Origin of the sequence: Nocardia sp. NPDC058658 (assembly GCF_042716665.1) — a bacterium.
In the GTDB taxonomy this organism is placed as follows: Bacteria; Actinomycetota; Actinomycetes; order Mycobacteriales; family Mycobacteriaceae; genus Nocardia.
This window is the reverse complement of record NZ_JBHXRR010000005.1, coordinates 1-18,273: the sequence shown is the minus strand read 5'-3', so window position 1 is coordinate 18,273 and position 18,273 is coordinate 1. Positions and strand designations below refer to the sequence as shown.

Genomic DNA, 18,273 nt, shown 5'->3' with positions numbered 1-18,273 from the left:
GCCCGAGTGAGTGCGCCAGGTCACATTTTGCTGGGAAGGCTTTCACGCGGTCCTCAGAGCAGACTCATAAAGATCGGGAAGAATCCGATGCCATGACCACACAGAAACCTCCACGCCCCAGAATCGGTCGGCGCCCGCTGGTGATCGCGTTGGTGGTGGTCGCCATCCTGCTCGTCGCGGCCATCGGCGGCACCGAAGCCTATGCCCGCCACAAGATCTCGAACTGCATCAGCGGCGCGTTCGAGCAGCAGATGGGCTCGGGCATCGACGTGGGCTTCGGCGCGCGGCCGATCCTGCTGTCGTATGTGGACGGCAAGGTCGGCTCGGTCACTGTCGACAGCGAGGACAACAAGTTCGGTCCCGCGGTCGGCATGGTGGTGCACGCGAAATTCAACGACATCGAACTGGTCGACCGCGGTCGCGGCGGCGGCACCATCGACAGCTCGTCGGCCGATGTGACCTGGAACAACGACGGCATCCGCGAAACACTGGGCACCATGGTCAGCGGCGTGCGCTCCTCGGCGAGCACCGGCGTACTGACCCTCGACGTGCTCGGCGGCCTCGCCCAGCTCGAGGTACAGCCGATGGTCCGCAACGGCAACATCACCGTGGACACCAAGTCGGCGCAGCTGCTCGGCATCGGCCTGCCCACCGACCTCGTGCAGGGCATCGTCGAAACCTTCACCCAGAGCCTGCAGAGCTACCCGCTGGGCCTGCGCGCGCAGGAAGTGAAGGTCACCGATGACGGTGTGACAGTGCACCTTTCGGGCGCCAAGACCACTCTCGACTCCGCGAGCAACACCTCGGGTCAGCAGTCCGACTTCACCTGCTGATCAGTCGGGAAAACCGTCGAGCACCACAGCCGATTTCGACAACCCGAGCCGAGTGGCACCGGCCTCGATCATCGCGGCGGCGTCCTCGGCGGTCCGGATTCCACCACTGGCCTTCACCCCGAGCCGCCCACCGACCGTCTCGGCCATCAACCGCACAGCGTGCACGCTCGCACCGCCCGCGGGATGAAAACCGGTGGAGGTCTTCACGAAATCGGCACCGGCCTGCTCGGCCGCCCGGCACGCGCCGACGATCGCCTCGTCGGTGAGTGCGGCCGATTCGATGATCACCTTGAGCACGGCCCGCTCCGCGGTCGCCTCACGCACGGTGATGATGTCGGCGAGCACGGCATTGAAATCACCGGCCAGCGCGGCACCGACGTCGATCACCATGTCGACCTCGGCGGCGCCCTGGTCGACAGCCAGCCGCGCCTCGGCACCCTTCACCAGCGAATGATGTTTACCCGACGGGAAACCCGCGACCGTCGCCACCACCAGCCCCGGCGCACGCACCGGCAGCATCGAGGGCGAGATGCAGATCGCGTACACGCCGAGCTTGCGCGCGTCGGCGATCAGCGCATCCACCTCGGCCGGAGTCGCTTCCGGGGCGAGCAGGGTGTGATCGATCATGTCGGCCACGGCGGCCCGAGTCAGCGGCGCGGAAGTCATTTCCCGAGCATTCCACATTCAGGGGCGAACATTTCGGGCACCGCACATCATTGCGCTCCCGTACCCAAATCCTGGACACTTAAGCCTGTGCTGATCCGTCGCGAGACCCCAGCGGACGCCGTGGCGATCGCCGCGATCCACCGCGCCGCCTTCGCCCCGCATTACGCGGGCGATCCGGCCGTCATCGAACCACCCGAACCCGCCCTCGTCGACACGCTACGCACCGACGAGTCGTGGATGCCCACACTGTCGCTGGTCGCGCTCGAATACGACACCGTCGTGGGGCACATCTGTCTCACCCGAGCCGGTATCGGCCCGTTCCCGGTACTCGCACTCGGCCCGCTCGGCGTCGATCCCGAGCATCAGAAGTCCGGCGTCGGCTCGGCGCTGGTCCACGCCGCCCTCGGCGCCGCGGATGCCCTCGACGAATCGGTCGTCGGCCTGGTCGGCGATCCCGACTACTACGCCCGCTTCGGCTTCGTCCCCGGCCCGCGCCTCGGCATCGTGCCCGATCAGGCCGACTGGGCGCCGTACTTCCAGGTCCGCCCGCTCACGGCCTACGATTCCGCCGTTACCGGCGAATTCCGTTATGCCGCACCGTTTTACGACCTGTAGGTCACTCGAAGACGACCGTGCGCCGACCGTGCACGAGCACCCGGCCCTCGAGGTGCCAGCGCAGCCCGCGTGCGAGCACCACTCGCTCGATGTCGCGTCCCTGACGGACCATGTCGCGCACGTCGTCGGCGTGATCGACCCGGATCACGTCCTGCTCGATGATCGGCCCCGCGTCCAGCTCGGCGGTGACGTAGTGACACGTCGCCCCGATCAGCTTCACCCCGCGCGCGTATGCCTGGTGATAGGGCCGCGCGCCGACGAACGAGGGCAGGAAGCTGTGGTGGATATTGATCGCCCGCCCGGCCCAGTGCGCGCACAGCTCGGCGGGCAGCACCTGCATGAACCTGGCGAGCACCACCGCGTGCGGATCGTGGGAGTCGACGAGCTCGCGCACCTGCTCGAAGGCCGGACCGCGCTCGGCCGGGTCCTTCGGGAACGGCACGTAATGGAATTTCACCCCGTGCGCCTCGGTCATCCCCGCGAGGTCGGGATGGTTGCCGATCACGGCCTCGATGGTCGCGGGCAGCTCACCGGCCTGCGCACGTCCGAGCAGGTCGTGCAGGCAGTGCCCGTCCTTGCTCACCAGCAGCACCACCCGCCGCGGCGCACCGGAATCGTGCAGCTGCCACTCGGTTTCGGGCCCGAACTCGGCCGCCACCTCCGCGAAACGCGCGCGCAGTTCATCGATGGAGAACGGCACCGTCGAAGCCTTCACGGCCTGACGGGTGAAGAACCAGCCGATGTCACCGTCGGAGTGGTACCCGGCCTCGGAGATCGAGCCGCCGAACTCGGCGATGAACGAGGAGATCCTGGCGATGATGCCCGGCCGGTCCGGGCACCCGAGGGTGAGCACGAACCGGCGGTCGTCCGAGGTCACAGCGGTATAGCTCATCCGCCGATTCTCGCAGGCGATCAGGCCAGCGCGCGCACGGGCTCGCGGACGGAAGCGAGCACTTCGGCCACTTCGGCATTGAACAGGTCGAAGCGTTCGACATTGCCGAGGTGCCCGGTCGGCAGCACCTTGAAGCCCGCCAGGCAGCCCGCTTCCTGCAGCAGCGCGGCCAGGCGCTCCGCGTGCAGTGCCGGGGTCATGTCGTCGCGGTCACCCGCGAGCACGGTGGTCGGGACCGAGAAGTTCTTCGCGTCATCGCCCAGGTGCAGCTCGGTGAGCAGGAACCCGTAGCGCGAACGCGTCATCATCGGGCAACCGCGCACCACCGACAGCGCGTAGTTCAGTTTCTCGCGCGAAGTGTCGAGAGTCATCACCTGACGGGCGAAGATCCAGCGCACCGGCTTGATCGGCGGGAGCACCACGGGGGTGCCGAGGATCAGCTTGCCGAGCCAGTCCGGCGTCGGCATCGCCCGGCCGCGCAGAATCCGCAGCGGCACATTCAGACCGGGCACCATGGTCGACACCTCGACCAGCGAATGCGCGCCGGTATTGGTGAGAATCACGGCGGCGGCCTGCTCGGCGACTCGCTCGGGGTAGCGGCCCGCCCAGGCGATGAGCGTCATCCCGCCCATGCTGTGCCCGGCGAGGACCGCGCGCTGACCCGGCAGCAGGACGGCGTCGAGCACGTCGCACAGGTCATCGGCCAGCAGGTTCGTGCTCGGGCGGGCGTAGCCGTTGGTGCTCTCGCCGTGGCCGCGCTGGTCGTAGGCGACCACGCGGTACTCGCCGGCGAAGGCGTTGATCTGGGCGTTCCAGTATTCGAGCGAACAGGTCCAGCCGTGCGCGAACACGATGACGGGCGCGTCGACCGGGCCGTAGGCGTGCACCCGCAGGCGGGCGCCGTCGGCGGTGACCACCGGGATCACCTCGTGGGGCACCCGTGGCGGATCGAAGGCCGCGATCCCGTGCGAACGGGTCCGCAGGTCGGCCCGGTGGGCCGCCAGCACGGTCTTGACCACGGTGGAAGCCTGACCGACCAGGTTCACCACAGCCGTCGGCAACGTTGCACGCATCGGCACACTCCTTCGTGTTACTGCTAGATACAGTAACACCGCGTACCACGCACCCGCGAGCCCTCAGCGCGACCGATTTACCAGCGCGGGCCGCGCTGCACCTCGTCGACCTTCGGCCGCACATCGGCCAGGTAGACACCGGTCGCGACGATGCCGATGATCGCGATGAACCCCAGCCCGCCCGCACCGAGCAGCAGGAACACCAGCGCACCGCCCAGAATCGCCAGCCAGATCGGCTTGCTCAACTTGTCGACCGCGGTGAAGGCGTCCGCACGCTGCCGGATCGCGTGCACGATCGCGAACAGGGTCGCGCCGAGGGCGCAGGCCCACAGGACCAGCAGGATCAGCGAGGTCAGACTGTTCACGATGTTCACATCCCCCATCATACGAACAGCGGCCCCGCACACGCGTGGTGTGCGGGGCCGCTGTCGGCAGTGATGCGAAGGGTATTAGACCTTCTTCGGCGCGGCGACCTTCTTGGCCGGGGCCTTCTTGGCCGGAGCGGCCTTCTTGGCGGCCGGAGCCTTGGCCGGAGCGGTCTCGTCGGTCACGGCGACGACCTCGGCCTCGACAACAGCCTCGACCTTGTCGGCCACAGCCTCGGCCTCAGCCTTGCCACGGCCCAGCAGGTCGTTGACCTTGGTCAGGGCGTCCTCGGCGCGAGCCGAAGCATCCTTGTAAAGGGTCTCGACGCGGCCGATCTGCTCGTCGACGGCCTCGTTGGCACGCAGCCGGTCGACGGTCTCCTCGCCGCGCACGGCGAGGTCGGCGTAGATGTCGAGCGCCTGGCGGTAGTACTGCTCGGCCAGCTTGCGCAGCTCTTCGGGGGTGAACTTCTCGCGCAGCTCGGCGAGGTCCTCCGGCAGCTCCGAGGGCAGGCCGGAGATGCGCTCACGCAGGGTGTCGAACTGGGCCTGCACGTCGGCGGGCACGTTCGCGATGCGCTCGCGGGCCTCTTCGACGCGGGCCTTCGGGTCGGCGGTGGCAACGCGGCCACGGACGTCGGCGACAACGTCGTTCACGGCGGCGTAGAGGGCGTCACCGGCGCCGACGGTGGCGAACAGCGGCTTGGTCACAGTGGCGGTCTTCTCGGTCATCAGTCTTCATTCTCCTGGTGTGGCGGAGTGTCAGTTGTCGTGAACGAAACGTCAGTGTCTCGTTCGTTCCCCCCTGAGCCGGTGTCTTCCCCGTTTTCCCGGCGAAACGACTCATAGATTTCCAGCAACACCTGTTTCTGCCGTTCGGACACCGAAGTGTCGGCCAGCAGGGCGTCACGGACCGGGCTGTGCGGACGCTGTTCCAGAAATCCGGCCCGCACATACAACACCTCCGAAGAAACCCGCAGCGCCTTGGCGATCTGCGCGAGTACTTCAGCGGAGGGATTACGTAATCCGCGTTCGATTTGGCTCAGGTACGGATTACTTACCCCCGCCAGAGCGGCGAGCTGACGCAGGGACACCTGCGCTCCTTCGCGCTGTGCCCTGATGAAACCTCCGATATCTTGAGCCGCGTGCGCTACACGACTCTCGGGTTGGTCTGTCATCGCTCACCTTCTGGCGTTGTAAGGCCAATACTAGAACAGGGTGCTAGCTATTGCAAGCACTACAGTTAGCACTCCGGCTGCTAACCCTCGCTACCAGCACTTTCAGTGGAAAAGCAGCTGCGAGATCGTGTAGATGACCAGGCCGGCGAGTGATCCGACCACCGTGCCGTTGATCCGGATGAATTGCAGATCCCGACCCACCTGCAATTCGATCTTCTTGCTCGCCTCGTCGGCATCCCAGCGCGCGACCGTATCGGTCACCAGGGTCGAGATCTCGCCGGAGTAGTTACCGACCAGATAACGGGCACCACGATCGATCCACCCGTCCACCTTGCCACGCATCGCCGGATCGTCACGCAGACGCTCGCCCAGCTGTTGCACATTCTCCGCCACCTTGCGACGCAACGTGGAATCGGGATCGTCGGCCGACTCCAAGATCAGCCTTTTCGCCGCGCGCCAGGTGGCCTCGGCCATTCCGGTGATCTGCTCGCGGCCCATGATCTCGGCCTTGACCTTCTCCGCCTTGGCGATCATCGCATCGTCGTGTTGCAGATCCTCGGCGAAATCCTGCAGAAAGCGATCGGCGGCCCTGCGCAATTCGTGATCGGGATCCGAACGCACCTTCCAGGTGAACTCGACCAATTCCCGATAGATTCGCTCGGAAAGCAACGTATTGACGAATTTCGGTGCCCACTGCGGCGCATCGCGCACCACGATCCGGTCGATCGTGTCCTGCGAACCGAGCGCCCACTGATGCGCGCGCTCGGCCAGCAGATCGATCAGCGGGCGCTGCCGGTTGTCGGCGATCATCTCCGAGAGCACCCGCCCCAGCGGCGGCCCCCACAGCGGTTCGGCGATCCGCTTGACGATGGTGTTGTCGATGATCTGCTCGACGTCCTCGTCGCGCAGGGTGTTCACCACCGCGGTCAGGATCGTCGCGCTCTCCTGCGCCACCCTGGCCGCGTGCGCCGGATCGGCCATCCAGCGGCCGACGCGCAGCGAGATCTGCGCCGATTCCAGCCGGGCCGAGACCACATCGGGCGCGAGGAAGTTGGTGCCGACGAAGGCGCCGAGGCTCTCGCCGAGCTGGTCCTTCTTCTTGCGGATGATCGCGGTGTGCGGGATCGGCAGACCCAGCGGGTGCTTGAACAGCGCCGTCACCGCGAACCAGTCGGCCAGCGCGCCGACCATGCCCGCCTCCGACGCCGCGCGCACATAGCCGACCCACTCGCCACCGCCGCCGCGCGATTCGAGCCAACGGCACAGCAGGTAGATCACACTGGCCACCACCAGGAAACCGGTGGCGAGCGCCTTCATCTTGAACAGGTCGCGTTTCTTGCCCGCCTCGTCGGTCAGCAGCGCGAAGCCGGCGGGCTGCGTCGCGGTCTCGGTGCGCGGCGTGAGAACCGCCGTGTTGCCGGGAGATTTCTCCATGCCTCCCATTCTGCTGTGCGCGCGGCGAGTGTGCCGCCGCCAACCCCGCGTGGCGCCGCCTACGACACGCGAACCGCGTGGTTTGTCGTACGCGCGAGTAAACAACGAAGTGTGGTAAATGCCCCAACGTGGACCAAAGGAGCGCCACCCCACACAGGCGCGCCTAAGCTGTGGGGCAGAGACGCCAACATCGATCACAAGGGGGCTGTTCTGTCCACCGAAGACCTTGTCGAGATCGGCGAGCAGTCGAGCCGGGCAACCGCGCGCGGCGGCGCCCAGGCCGACGGCCGCAAACGTCGGTGGCGCCAGCACAAGATCGACCGCCGCGAGGAGCTGGTCGACGGCACCCTCAACGCCATCCGCGCGAAGGGCAGCCAGGCGGGCATGGACGAGATCGCCACCGAGATCGGCGTGTCCAAGACCGTGCTCTACCGCTACTTCGCCGACAAGAACGACCTCGTGCACGCCACCATGCAGCGGTTCATCGAGACCACGCTGCTACCGCGGGTGTACGGCGCGATCAACCTCGACGCCGACGAATACCAGCTCGTGCGCGCCGCGATGACCGAATACGTCGGCACCGTCGACGACGACCCCGAGGTCTACCGGTTCATCATGAGCAATTCCGCGGGCGACAAGTCCTCGCTGGCGGAGTTCGAGCGGCTGTTCGCCGAGGTGGTCGCCGCGGTGCTGATCGATCGGGCGGGCGCGAAGGGCGTGCACACCGACGGCGCGATGCTGTGGTCCTACGTGCTGGTCGGCGGCATTCAGCTGGCCACGCACTGGTGGACGACCACCGAGAAGGCCATGCCCCGTCAGGACGTCATCGACTACCTGACGATGATGGCGTGGAGCGCGCTAGAGGGCATCGTGCGCGCCGGTGGCTCACCGGCGTACTTCACCGCGCAGCCGCACCTGTTCCCGGAAGTTCCCCCGGAACTGGCCTGACCGGCGCTTTCGTCCGCTAACGGGAGCCGGGCTCGACAACGCCACACGGTTGGCTACGCTGAACCCGGGCGGGACGCTGTGGCTTGCGTCACCGCCGTGCGCGTCGGCACCAACGGAGGTATCTCGATGGCGAAGAACGTGCCGACTTCCCGGCTTGCCCGCGGGACGAAGCTGGGCGCGGTCGCGGCGGGGTCGGTTATTCGATCGAAGAAGACCAGGCTGTCGATGCGCGGCCGGTCGGAGGCTGTGCGCGAGCGGATGGCCGAGGAGTCGATGATCCGCACCACCGAACAGGTGGTGATGGTGCTCGGCACCATGAAGGGCGTGGCCATGAAGCTGGGCCAGATGATGTCGGTACTCGATCTGGACCTGGTGCCCGAGGCCCATCGCGAGCGGTTCCAGCAGCGACTTGCCGTGCTGCGCAATGCTGCGCCGACGGTGTCGTTCGAGTCCATGCGCGCGGTGATCGAGCAGGATTTCGGTGCCCCGCTGGCGGAGATCTTCGCCGAGTTCGATCCGGAACCGATCGCCGCCGCCTCGATCGGCCAGGTCTACCGGGCCACGCTGCACGACGGTCGCGCCGTCGCGGTGAAGGTCCAGTACCCCGGGGTCGACGCCGCGGTCCGCGCGGATCTGAAGAACCTCACCATGTTTCGCCGGGTGCTGGCCTCGGCGATGCCGTGGATCACCCCCGCGGTGCTCGACGAGCTGAAGCTGAACATGGAGAGCGAGCTCGACTACCAGGCCGAGGCCGCCACCCAGGCCGAGATCGCGCACCTGTACCGCGAGCACCCGTTCATCGTGGTGCCCTCCTCGGTGCCCGAGCTGTCGACCACCCGGGTGCTGGTCACCGAGTTCATCGACGGCGACGGCTTCGACGAGATCCGGAAGATGCCTGCGGCGCAGCGCAATCGGGTCGGCGAGATCATCTACCGCTTCTATGTCGGTTCATTGTTCAGCTTCAACGAGTTCTGTGGCGACCCGCATCCGGGCAATGTGCTGCTCGCCCGCGACGGCCGGGTGGCTTTCCTCGACTTCGGGCTGTTCAACCGGATGGACCCGCAGCTGGTCGAATTCGAGAAGCAGTGCCTGCGCGCGGCGGCCGAGGATCGCGCGGAAGATCTGCGGCAGTTGATGATCGATCGCGGCGTGATCGATTCGCCCGAGGAGATCGGCGCCGAGGAATGCCTCGAATACGTGCTCGCCGCATCGGAATGGTGTCTGGTCGACGAGGAACTCACCATCACCCCCGAGCTGGCCAGCGGCGCCTTCCTGCTCGCCGTCGACCCGAGGGCCAGCGAGTTCACCGGCATGAAGCAGCAGAATCTGCCGCCCGAGCACCTGTTCTCGCGGCGCGCCGACTTCCTCACCTTCGGCATGCTCGGCCAGCTCGACAGCACCAACAACTGGCATTCGATCGCCCGCGAATGGCTCTACGGCGAACCGCCGATCACCGAACTCGGTCTGGCCCACCGCGATTGGCTCAGCACCCATCCACCGAAACCGGTGAAGAAGACGCGCGCCCGCAAGGCACCGGCCACCAAGCCCTGATCATCTTCTCGAAAGGCGCACCATGCCGCAGCACCGTGAGTTCGACCTGATCCTGTTCGGCGCAACGGGTTTCGTCGGCAAACTCACCGCCGAGTACCTGCTCACCGCGGCCCCGGCCGATGCCAGGATCGCCCTGGCCGGTCGCTCGGCGGGCAAGCTCGCCGCCACCCGCGACGATCTGGGCCCGGCCGCCGCGAAGTGGGAACTCGTCGTCGCCGATTGCAGCGATCCCGCCTCCCTGGCCGCGATGGCCGAGCGCACCAAGGTCGTGGTCACCACCGTCGGCCCGTACCTGCGCTACGGCATGCCGCTGCTCGGCGCGTGCGCCACGGCGGGCACCCACTACGCCGACCTCACCGGTGAGCCGCTGTTCATCCACGACGCCATCGAGAAGTACGAGCAGACCGCGATCGACTCCGGCGCCAAGATCGTGAATTCCTGTGGCTACGACTCGATTCCGTCGGATCTGAGCGTGTACGAGATCTACCGCGCCACCCTCGCCGACAACACCGGTGAACTCGAGGACACCACCCTGATCGCTTACCTCAAGGGCGGCGCGAGCGGCGGCACCATCGATTCCGGGCGCGCCATGATGGAAGACGTCGCGGCGGATTCCTCGCGCGGCAAGATCCTGGCCCACCCGTACTCACTGAGCCCGGACCGCAGCATGGACCCCGAGGTCGGCCGCCAGTCCGACCAGGCGCTGGCCCGTGCCGACAGTATCGACCCCAGCCTGAGCGGCTGGGTCACCACGTTCGTGATGGGCTCGCACAACACCAAGATCGTGCGCCGCACCAACGGCCTGCTCGGCTGGGTGTACGGCAAACAGTTCCGCTACCGCGAGGTGATGAACGCGGGTAACTCCGCCGCCGCACCACTGGTCGCCGCCGGGATCGCGGGCGGCATCGTGGCAGGCATGGCCTCGGGCGCGGTCCTTTCGAGGGTTTCGCTCGGCCGCAAGCTGCTCGACCGCATCCTGCCCAAGCCCGGTACCGGCCCCGACGAAAAGGCCCGCCGCAGTGGCTGGTTCACCATGAAGACCTTCGCGCGCACCAGTTCCGGTGCCAAGTACCAGGCCACCTTCTCCAGCACCGGCGACCCCGGCTACCAGGCCACCGCCGTGCTGCTCGGCCAGGCGGGCCTGAGCCTGGCCTTCGACACCCTGCCCGACCGCGCGGGCGTGCTCACCCCGGCTTCGGCGATGGGCGAAGCGCTCACCGAGCGGCTGCGCGCGGCAGGCATGACGATCGAGGTCGCACGGCAGTGAATCTCGCCCGCAAGACGATGAACGCCCCGGCGCTGGCGGCGGTGTACGAGCACGCGTGGCGACCCACGCTGTTCTACCTCGCCAGCGGCCGGACCACCGGCACCGACCGCCGCGAAGCGGTCGACCGGCTGCGCCTGAGCGGCCCCATGAAAGTCCTCGACCTGGCATGTGGCCCAGGCAATTTCACGGAGTACCTGAGCACCTACCTCACCCGCGGCGGCTTCGTCACCGGCCTGGACTACTCCCCCGCGATGCTGGCCAAGGCCGCCACCGACAACGCCAGCCCACGCGTCGGCTACGTCCGCGGCGACGCCCGCACCCTGCCCTTCGCCGACGGCACCTTCGACGCCGTCTGCTGCTTCGGCGCCCTCTACCTGATCCCCGACCCCCTCACCGCCACCCGCGAAATGATCCGCGTCCTGAAACCGGGCGGCCGCATCGCGATCAGCACCAGCTACCGCGAGAACAACCTATTCGGCTCCGCGAGCAGCATGGCCGCGAGCCTGAGCGGCCTGCGGCTGTTCGACCGCGACACCTTCCCAAAGCTGTTCGTCAGGGCGGGCCTCACCGAAGTCGACCAGCGCGTCCACCGCTTCATGCAGTACGTCGACGCCACTAAGCCGCTCTGACGTGGTGTAGCAAACTTGCTACACTCGTAGCATGACCGCCGTGCCAGCTCGCGACCTGCGCAATCACACTGCCGAAGTGCTGCGGCGCGTCGAGGCGGGGGAGGAAATCGAGATCCTGCGGGACAACCGACCCGTGGCGAAACTGATTCCCTTCCCCACTCGCCGAGAGTGGATCCCAGCGGCAGAGATCATCGGCGAACTGGTCCAACTCGGCCGCGACACCACCGGAATGCGTGCCGACCTCCGTGAAATCCTGTCCGAGACCACGGATGACCTCCGTTGGTGAGTGAATCACGGCGCGCACTGGCCGACACCTCGATCTTCATCGGACTGGAAGCACAGCGGTTCGACCGAGCCGCAGTCGCGGACTACGAGTGGGGCGTGTCCGTGGTAACCCTGGGAGAACTGCGGCTGGGCGTCTTGCACGCGAACGACCCCGAGTCCGCGTCGCGGCGGCTGTCGACCTACCAACTCGCACAACGCTTCACCCCGCTCGGCATCGACGAGAAGGTCTCGGAGTCGTGGGCGCTGTTGGTTTCGAGACTACGAGCCGCAGGCCGCAAGGTTCCGGTCAACGACAGCTGGATCGCCGCCACGGCCATCGCCCTCGATATTCCACTCGTGACACAGGACAGCGACTACGACACCATGCCGGGTCTTCAGGTCATCAAGCTCTGACAGGTGTTTCAGACCAGGCTGAGCCAGTAGTCCTGGAACTTCAGGAACACCAGCAGCAGCACCACCGCGTAGAACAGCACCACCAGGGTCCAGCGCCATTCGGCGAGGATGCCGAGCACCCCGCGCGAGCGGCCCCACAGTTCCTGCGTGGTCACCGCGAACAGCACCGGCACCGCTGCCCACACCACCATGCAGTACGGGCACAGGGCGTTGATCCGGTACAGGCTCTGGAAGATCAGCCAGCACAGCCCGGCGATGCCGAGGACCGTGCCGATCCACAGACCACCCCAGATCCAGCGCGGGAAACCGACGCCGACCACCGAGAGCACCGCGAGAGTCACCACCACCGAGAACCCGACGACGCCGATCAGCGGGTTCGGGAATCCGAAGACCGCGGCCTGGTCGGTCTTCATGATCGACCCGCACGACAGCACCGAGTTGATGCTGCACGAGGTGACGTAGTCCGGGTCGACGAACAGCTTGAACCGTTCGACGGTGAGCGTGAACGACGCCAGCCAGCCCGCCAGCCCGGCGATCAACAGCAGCCAGGCCGAGCGGGCGGGGGCGGTGATCACTTGGCCGCGTCAGCGATCACGGAGGCCAGGCCGTTCTCGGTGAAGATCGCGTCGGACTGGTTCAGCTGACCGTTGATGTACACCGACGGCGTCGACTCCACCCCGCTCTGCAGCGTGGCCTGGGTGAAGCGCTGGATGTCGTTGTTGTAGGGCTTGTCGTTGATGCAGGTCGCCACGGCGGGATCGGTGTACCCGACGTCGGTGGCGACCTTGATGAGCCCCTCGTTGCTGGTACCGGCACCGCCCTCGGCGGGCTGCTGGTCGAACATGGCCTGCAACCAGGCCTGGTACTTGGTGGTATCGGACTTCGCCACGCAGAAGGAGGCGTTGGCCGCGCGCGAGGAGTACTGGTTGGTCGAGGCCTTGTCGAGGAACGAGATGATCTGGTACTCGACCGAAGCGGTGCCGTTGGCGGCGGCCTCGGCCAGTGCGCGCCCGTTGGCGGTCTCGAACTTCTTGCAGGCCGGGCACTGCAGGTCGGCGACGACGCGCACCTTGACCTTGGCGTCGGGATTGCCGATCACGACCGAGCCGGTGGGGGTGACCGCCCCGCCCGTCGCGGGCAGCTGCGCCGCCGACGTGGTGGTCGATTCCTTGTCGGAGTCGGACTTCTTCACCGCCAGCCCGATGCCGATGGCCGCGACCAGCGCGACCAGCACCGCGGCCACGCCGACCTGAATCGCGATCTTGCGCTTCTTGTCGGCCGCCTCGGCCGCCGCCAGCGGATTCTTGCCTGAAGGCCGGTTGCTCACCGTCGTCACACGCCTTTCGCTCGTTGGCCCCCTCGGGGAACATCATGCGGGCCGAACCTGAGAGTTTCCGCAAAGCTCGTTTCAGGACTCGTCGAGTCGCCGCAACTGCTCGGCGATGTCGAAGTTCGCGGGCGGCCAGTCGAGTTTCAGCTGCGCCAGCGCGCCGATCAGCAGCTCGGTGACCGCCAGGCGCGAGTACCACTTGCGGTCCGAGGGCAGCACGTACCAGGGGGCGTAATCGGTGTTGGTGCGATCGAGAACAGCCTGATAGGCCTTCTGGTACTCGGGCCAGTAGGCGCGCTCGGTGATGTCGGCAGGGTTGAACTTCCAGTACTTGTCCGGGCGTTCCAGCCGTTCGCGCAGCCTGCTCTTCTGTTCGTCGAGGGAGACGAACATGGCGACCTTCACGATGACGGTGCCCGCGTCGGTGATCTCCTTCTCGAAGGCGTTGATCTGGTCGTAGCGCTTGCTCCACTCCGATTCCGGCACGAGATCGTGCACGCGGACCACCAGCACGTCCTCGTACTGGGACCGGTCGAACACCCCGATCTGGCCGTGCGCGGGCAGCCGCTTGCGAATCCGCCACAGGAAATCGTGCTGCTTCTCCAGCTCGGTCGGCACCCCGAACGAGGCGTGATCCACACCCTGCGGGTCGACCGAACCGATGACGTGGCGCACGATGCCGCCCTTGCCCGCGGTGTCCATGCCCTGCAGGATCAGCAGCACACTGCGTTGCCCGCCGACGCGACCGTTCGCGAACAGTTTCTCCTGCAACACCGACAGCACCGTCGCGCGTTCGGCCAGCAACGCTTTGCCCTCGGTCTTGTCTCCGTCGAAACCCGGTGTGCTCGAAGTGTCGAGATCGGCGACGCGCTGACCGTCGGCCCGTAGTGCGAGATCAGCCCGTTCGGTCCATTGTTTCGCCATTTCCCATGCCTACCACTAGTCGCCTGCTTTGCCGGGCAAGCTCGACGCAATCGTTGTCTGCCAGCACTGGACGCCCGCCGGGTCGGCGATGTCGGCACTGTGCACGTAGACCGGGTCCTTGCCCGCGCGCCGCTGGGCCCGGTAGTCGGCGAGCAGGCGGAACGCGATCGCACCGAGCGGGATGATCGCGGCCAGGTTGACCAGGGCCATCGCGCCCATGAACACATCGGCGAGGTTCCAGACCAGGGCCACCGAGCCGAGCGCGCCACCGAACACCGCCACCAGCACCAGCACCCGGAACGCGGTGAGCGCCTGGGGACGGGTGGTGATGAATTCGATGTTGGTGCGCCCGTAGTAGAAATTACCGATCATCGAACTGAACGCGAGCATGAACACCACCGCGGTGAGCACGTGCCCGGCCCAGCTGCCGAGGGTGTCGTGCAGTGCGCTCTGGGTGAGGTCGGCGCTGCGCCGTTCGGACAGGTCGGGGTCGCTGGTCAAGATGATGAACGCGGTGATCGAGCAGATCAGCAGCGTGTCGAAGTAGACGCCGAGCGACTGCACGAGGCCCTGCTTCACCGGATGCGAAACATCCGCTGCCGCAGCGGCATTGGGTGCCGAGCCGAGACCGGCCTCGTTGGAGAACATGCCGCGCCGAATACCCTGGACGATCGCGACACCGATCCCACCGCCCACCACCTCGCGCAACCCGAACGCCCCACCGACGATATCGGCGACCACGCGCGGCAGGTCACCGATGTTGAGCGCCACGACCGCGATCCCGAGCAGCAGGTACACCAGCGCCATCACCGGCACCAGCACCTCGGTGATGTGGCTGATCCGGCGCACCCCACCGAAGATCACCAGCCCGAGCAGCACGACCAATCCGAGCCCGACCAGCGGGGCATACCAGTCGCCGTCGAGGCCCGACAGCGAGGCGCGGCTGGTGGCCACGATGGTGTTGGCCTGCACGGCGTTGAACACGAACCCGAAGGTCACCGTGATGATCACCGCGAACAGCAAACCCTGCCAGCGCCGCCGCAACCCGTACTCCATGTAGTACGCGGGCCCGCCACGAAAGGTCCCCGGCTCGCTCTCGCGCCGCTTGTAGAGCTGGGCGAGAGTCGATTCCACGAACGCCGACGCGGCGCCCACCGTGGCCATCGTCCACATCCAGAACACCGCGCCCGGCCCGCCGACGCTGATCGCGGTCGCCACGCCCGCGATGTTGCCGGTCCCCACCCGCGCCGCCGCCGAGATGCTGAACGCGCCGAACGCCGAGACCGACTTCTTCCCGTCGGCCGCCGTCGGCCCCTTCTCCGCGACCACCCGGAACATCTCGGGCAGCATCCGCACCTGCACCACCCCGCTGCGCAGCGTGAAATACAGCCCGGCCACGATCACCAGCGGGATCAGCAGCCAACTCCAGAAGACATCGTTGATGTCGACGATCACCGAGTTCAGGGTGTCCATCCGGCGAACGCTACCGCCGTCACGCGCCCTCGCCGGTCAGGCTAGTTGGGTGTGCCCTGCGCCAAGACCGCGTCGACGGTGCGGGTGACGCCGTCCGGGGAGGTCACATCGAGCCGGACCGAGTCGGCGGGTTTGCGGATGTTGATGGCCGCGCTCAGTGCTTTCGCGGTGGTGATCGAGACGCCGTCGACCGCGGTGATCACGTCCCCGATGATGATTCCGGCCTCGCGCGCGGGTTGTCCGTAGAAGGCCCAGCTCACCTGGGCGCCTGCCGGTCTGGCGTCGATGACCTGCACCCCGAGGCTGGCGGTCGGGCCGATGTGGACGGTGTCGGTGGGCACTCCCGAACGGATCTGCGCCACGATCCGCATGGCCGTGTCGATCGGGACCGCGTACCCGTTGGGCTGTTTGCCCGCAGCGCGCGAGTCCTCGCCCGAGGCCGCCGTGATCACCCCGACCACCGCGCCCGACGCGTCCGCCAGCGCCCCACCGGACTGCCCGCCCATCACCGGCGCGGCGACCTCGACCATGCCGTCGAGTGCCTTGCGGGTCAGATCGGCGGAGTTCATGGCGACGATCGTCGCGTCCAGATCGGTGATCGGTCCGGCCACCGAGGTCGGTTCGCCACCGTCGCCGCCCGCGTCGCCGATGGCCAGCACCTCCTGGCTGATGCGCAGGTCGGCGGAGGTGCCGAGGCGGGCGACCGGCAGATCCGACGCGCCCGCCAGCGACAGCAGCGCGATGTCGGCGCCGGAGTCGTAACCCAGGACGGTCGCGTCGTAGACGAGGCCGTTGCCGATATCGGTGACGCGCAGCTCGTCGGCGCCCTTGATCACGTGATGACTGGTCAGAATCTGCCCGTCTTCGGTGAGCACGATCCCCGACCCGGCCGCCCCGCCCCCGAAACCCGAGGCCTCGACGTCGATATTGACCAGCACCGGCTCCAGCTGCCCGGTGACCGCCACGGGATCGAGCGGCACCAGCACCGGCGCCTGCGCTTGCGCCACGAATTCGGGCTCGACCAGGGCGAATTCCCCGCGATACCCCAGAAACGCGCACATCCCCAGCAGCGCGACCAGCATCGTCACCAGCACTCGTCCGACACGTTTCACAGCACATGTCCTCTCTTACGAGCCGACCTGTCCATTGTCACCCGTTTTCCGCGTCCGCTGGTCTCGAAATGGACGCGGTACTTGGCACAGCACCCATGCGGCTGTAGGCATGTAGCCATGAGCACCGCTGCCGCCTACGCCAAGCCCTCCCCCGACGGCGCCTTCGAGAAGGTCACCATCGAACGTCGCGAAGTCGGCCCCGACGACGTGCTGATCGACATCAAATACGCCGGTATCTGCCATTCCGACATCCACACCGCGCGCGACGAGTGGGGCGGTGCGAAGTACCCGTGCGTGCCCGGTCACGAGATCGCCGGCATCGTCGCCGCGGTCGGCTCGTCGGTGCGCAAGTACCAGGTGGGCGACCGGGTCGGTGTCGGCTGCCTGGTGAACTCGTGCGGCAAGTGCGTGCCGTGTCTGGCCGGCGAGGAGCAGTACTGCACCAACGGCCCCACCTGGACCTACAACTCCCCGGTCGCCGAAACCGCGCAGCCCGGCGGGTACACGATGGGCGGCTACTCCACCCAGATCGTGGTCGACGAGAGCTTCGTCGTCGCGATTCCCGAGGGCATCGGCCTCGATGTCGCCGCGCCGCTGCTGTGCGCGGGCATCACGCTGTATTCGCCGCTCAAGCACTGGAACGCGGGGCCGGGTAAGAAGGTCGCGATCATCGGGATGGGCGGGCTCGGGCACGTCGGGGTGAAGATCGCCGCGGCGCTGGGTGCGGAGGTCACGGTGCTGAGCCAGTCGCTGCGCAAGCGCGATGACGGCCTGCGCATGGGCGCCGATCACTACTACGCCACCAGCGACAAGGAGACCTTCCGTCAGCTGCGCGGGCAGTTCGACCTGATCATCAACACCGTCTCGGCCGATCTGCCCATCGACAACTACCTGCGTCTGCTCGCCCTCGACGGCACGCTGGTCATCCTGGGTCTGCCCGAGAACCCGATGAGCGTCAGCGGGCGCAATCTGGCCGGGTTCCGTCGGTCGCTGGCCGGGTCGATGATCGGTGGGGTTGCGCAGACGCAGGAGATGCTGAACTTCTGCGCCTCGCATGGGATCGGCGCGGAGATCGAGGTGATCTCGGCGGACGAGATCGACTCGGCGTATGACCGGGTGGTCGCCAGTGATGTGCAGTACCGATTCGTGATCGATACCGCGACTGTGTGATTGGAGTGCTCGAGCGCGGGCTTGCGTGGCGAGTTGTCTGGCAGAGCCTTCGGGGTTTGAGTTGTCCCAGAGGTTTTAGGCTGTGTTTGTTGGAGCGCTGGCGCGCTCGAGCGCGGCCCCCTTGGGGCCGCGAGT

The 18,273-nt window shown here is 67.0% G+C and carries 21 protein-coding genes; 9 read left to right on the top strand and 12 right to left on the bottom strand.

Annotated elements, in window-relative coordinates; translation table 11 throughout:
• The first annotated feature begins 92 nt into the window (after nt 1–92).
• Nucleotides 93–833 (top strand): DUF2993 domain-containing protein, encoded by a 741-nt coding sequence (locus ACFWUP_RS10645; RefSeq protein WP_379232927.1) that lies wholly within the window; start codon nt 93–95, stop codon nt 831–833.
• On the opposite strand, the gene deoC is transcribed toward ACFWUP_RS10645, so the two are convergent.
• Entirely contained in the window at nt 834–1,499 is a 666-nt protein-coding gene (gene deoC, locus ACFWUP_RS10640) for a deoxyribose-phosphate aldolase (protein WP_379232925.1), read from the bottom strand.
• An 87-nt stretch (nt 1,500–1,586) separates the two neighbouring features.
• Between deoC and ACFWUP_RS10635 the strand changes: the two genes are divergently transcribed.
• Nucleotides 1,587–2,114, top strand: a complete 528-nt coding sequence (locus ACFWUP_RS10635; RefSeq protein ID WP_379232923.1) for a GNAT family N-acetyltransferase — start codon at nt 1,587–1,589, stop codon at nt 2,112–2,114.
• Nucleotide 2,115: 1 nt separating this feature from the next.
• Here the strand turns inward: ACFWUP_RS10635 and purU are convergent, their stop codons facing one another.
• From purU to ACFWUP_RS10605, 6 genes are all read right to left on the bottom strand, one after another.
• A complete protein-coding gene (purU, locus tag ACFWUP_RS10630) occupies nt 2,116–3,006 on the bottom strand; it encodes a formyltetrahydrofolate deformylase (protein WP_379232921.1) in 891 nt (296 codons plus the stop codon).
• 20 nt (nt 3,007–3,026) lie between these two features.
• Complete coding sequence (locus ACFWUP_RS10625) at nt 3,027–4,079, bottom strand: alpha/beta fold hydrolase (RefSeq protein WP_379232919.1); 1,053 nt, start codon at nt 4,077–4,079, stop codon at nt 3,027–3,029.
• A 77-nt stretch (nt 4,080–4,156) separates the two neighbouring features.
• A complete protein-coding gene (locus tag ACFWUP_RS10620; RefSeq protein ID WP_379233299.1) occupies nt 4,157–4,462 on the bottom strand; it encodes a DUF2516 family protein in 306 nt (101 codons plus the stop codon).
• A 66-nt stretch (nt 4,463–4,528) separates the two neighbouring features.
• Entirely contained in the window at nt 4,529–5,176 is a 648-nt protein-coding gene (locus tag ACFWUP_RS10615) for a heparin-binding hemagglutinin (protein ID WP_379232917.1), read from the bottom strand.
• Nucleotides 5,176–5,622 (bottom strand): helix-turn-helix domain-containing protein, encoded by a 447-nt coding sequence (locus tag ACFWUP_RS10610; RefSeq protein ID WP_379232915.1) that lies wholly within the window; start codon nt 5,620–5,622, stop codon nt 5,176–5,178. Before ACFWUP_RS10610 ends, ACFWUP_RS10615 begins: the two co-directional genes overlap by 1 nt.
• 102 nt (nt 5,623–5,724) lie before the next feature.
• Nucleotides 5,725–7,056, bottom strand: a complete 1,332-nt coding sequence (locus ACFWUP_RS10605) for a DUF445 domain-containing protein (protein ID WP_379232913.1) — start codon at nt 7,054–7,056, stop codon at nt 5,725–5,727.
• Between the two features lie 234 nt (nt 7,057–7,290).
• Between ACFWUP_RS10605 and ACFWUP_RS10600 the strand changes: the two genes are divergently transcribed.
• The 6 genes from ACFWUP_RS10600 to ACFWUP_RS10575 all read left to right on the top strand — a co-directional run bounded on the left by ACFWUP_RS10600 (nt 7,291) and on the right by ACFWUP_RS10575 (nt 12,129).
• Nucleotides 7,291–8,004, top strand: a complete 714-nt coding sequence (locus ACFWUP_RS10600) for a TetR/AcrR family transcriptional regulator (protein ID WP_379233297.1) — start codon at nt 7,291–7,293, stop codon at nt 8,002–8,004.
• Nucleotides 8,005–8,130: 126 nt separating this feature from the next.
• The gene (locus ACFWUP_RS10595) at nt 8,131–9,555 is read left to right on the top strand and encodes an ABC1 kinase family protein (RefSeq protein WP_379232911.1); all 1,425 of its coding nucleotides are present in this window, start codon (nt 8,131–8,133) and stop codon (nt 9,553–9,555) included.
• Between the two features lie 22 nt (nt 9,556–9,577).
• Nucleotides 9,578–10,822: a saccharopine dehydrogenase family protein gene (locus ACFWUP_RS10590; protein WP_379232909.1), complete on the top strand. Its 1,245-nt coding sequence runs from the start codon at nt 9,578–9,580 to the stop codon at nt 10,820–10,822.
• Nucleotides 10,819–11,451 (top strand): class I SAM-dependent methyltransferase, encoded by a 633-nt coding sequence (locus tag ACFWUP_RS10585; protein WP_379232908.1) that lies wholly within the window; start codon nt 10,819–10,821, stop codon nt 11,449–11,451. Before ACFWUP_RS10590 ends, ACFWUP_RS10585 begins: the two co-directional genes overlap by 4 nt.
• 31 nt (nt 11,452–11,482) lie before the next feature.
• Nucleotides 11,483–11,737, top strand: a complete 255-nt coding sequence (locus ACFWUP_RS10580; protein WP_379232906.1) for a type II toxin-antitoxin system Phd/YefM family antitoxin — start codon at nt 11,483–11,485, stop codon at nt 11,735–11,737.
• The gene (locus ACFWUP_RS10575; protein ID WP_379232904.1) at nt 11,734–12,129 is read left to right on the top strand and encodes a type II toxin-antitoxin system VapC family toxin; all 396 of its coding nucleotides are present in this window, start codon (nt 11,734–11,736) and stop codon (nt 12,127–12,129) included. Before ACFWUP_RS10580 ends, ACFWUP_RS10575 begins: the two co-directional genes overlap by 4 nt.
• Nucleotides 12,130–12,137: 8 nt before the next feature.
• Here ACFWUP_RS10575 and ACFWUP_RS10570 read toward each other — a convergent pair whose 3' ends face one another.
• The 5 genes from ACFWUP_RS10570 to ACFWUP_RS10550 all read right to left on the bottom strand — a co-directional run bounded on the left by ACFWUP_RS10570 (nt 12,138) and on the right by ACFWUP_RS10550 (nt 16,968).
• Nucleotides 12,138–12,704, bottom strand: a complete 567-nt coding sequence (locus ACFWUP_RS10570) for a vitamin K epoxide reductase family protein (protein WP_379232902.1) — start codon at nt 12,702–12,704, stop codon at nt 12,138–12,140.
• A complete protein-coding gene (locus ACFWUP_RS10565; RefSeq protein ID WP_379232901.1) occupies nt 12,701–13,456 on the bottom strand; it encodes a DsbA family protein in 756 nt (251 codons plus the stop codon). Before ACFWUP_RS10565 ends, ACFWUP_RS10570 begins: the two co-directional genes overlap by 4 nt.
• 81 nt (nt 13,457–13,537) lie before the next feature.
• Nucleotides 13,538–14,383, bottom strand: a complete 846-nt coding sequence (locus tag ACFWUP_RS10560; protein WP_379232899.1) for a polyphosphate kinase 2 family protein — start codon at nt 14,381–14,383, stop codon at nt 13,538–13,540.
• Nucleotides 14,384–14,398: 15 nt separating this feature from the next.
• Nucleotides 14,399–15,856: an alanine/glycine:cation symporter family protein gene (locus ACFWUP_RS10555; RefSeq protein WP_379232897.1), complete on the bottom strand. Its 1,458-nt coding sequence runs from the start codon at nt 15,854–15,856 to the stop codon at nt 14,399–14,401.
• A 41-nt stretch (nt 15,857–15,897) separates the two neighbouring features.
• Nucleotides 15,898–16,968, bottom strand: coding sequence for a S1C family serine protease (locus ACFWUP_RS10550; protein ID WP_379232895.1), 1,071 nt, complete (start codon nt 16,966–16,968; stop codon nt 15,898–15,900).
• Between the two features lie 117 nt (nt 16,969–17,085).
• Here ACFWUP_RS10550 and ACFWUP_RS10545 point away from each other — a divergent pair, with 117 nt between their 5' ends.
• A complete protein-coding gene (locus ACFWUP_RS10545; RefSeq protein ID WP_379232893.1) occupies nt 17,086–18,138 on the top strand; it encodes an NAD(P)-dependent alcohol dehydrogenase in 1,053 nt (350 codons plus the stop codon).
• Nucleotides 18,139–18,273: the final 135 nt, after the last annotated feature.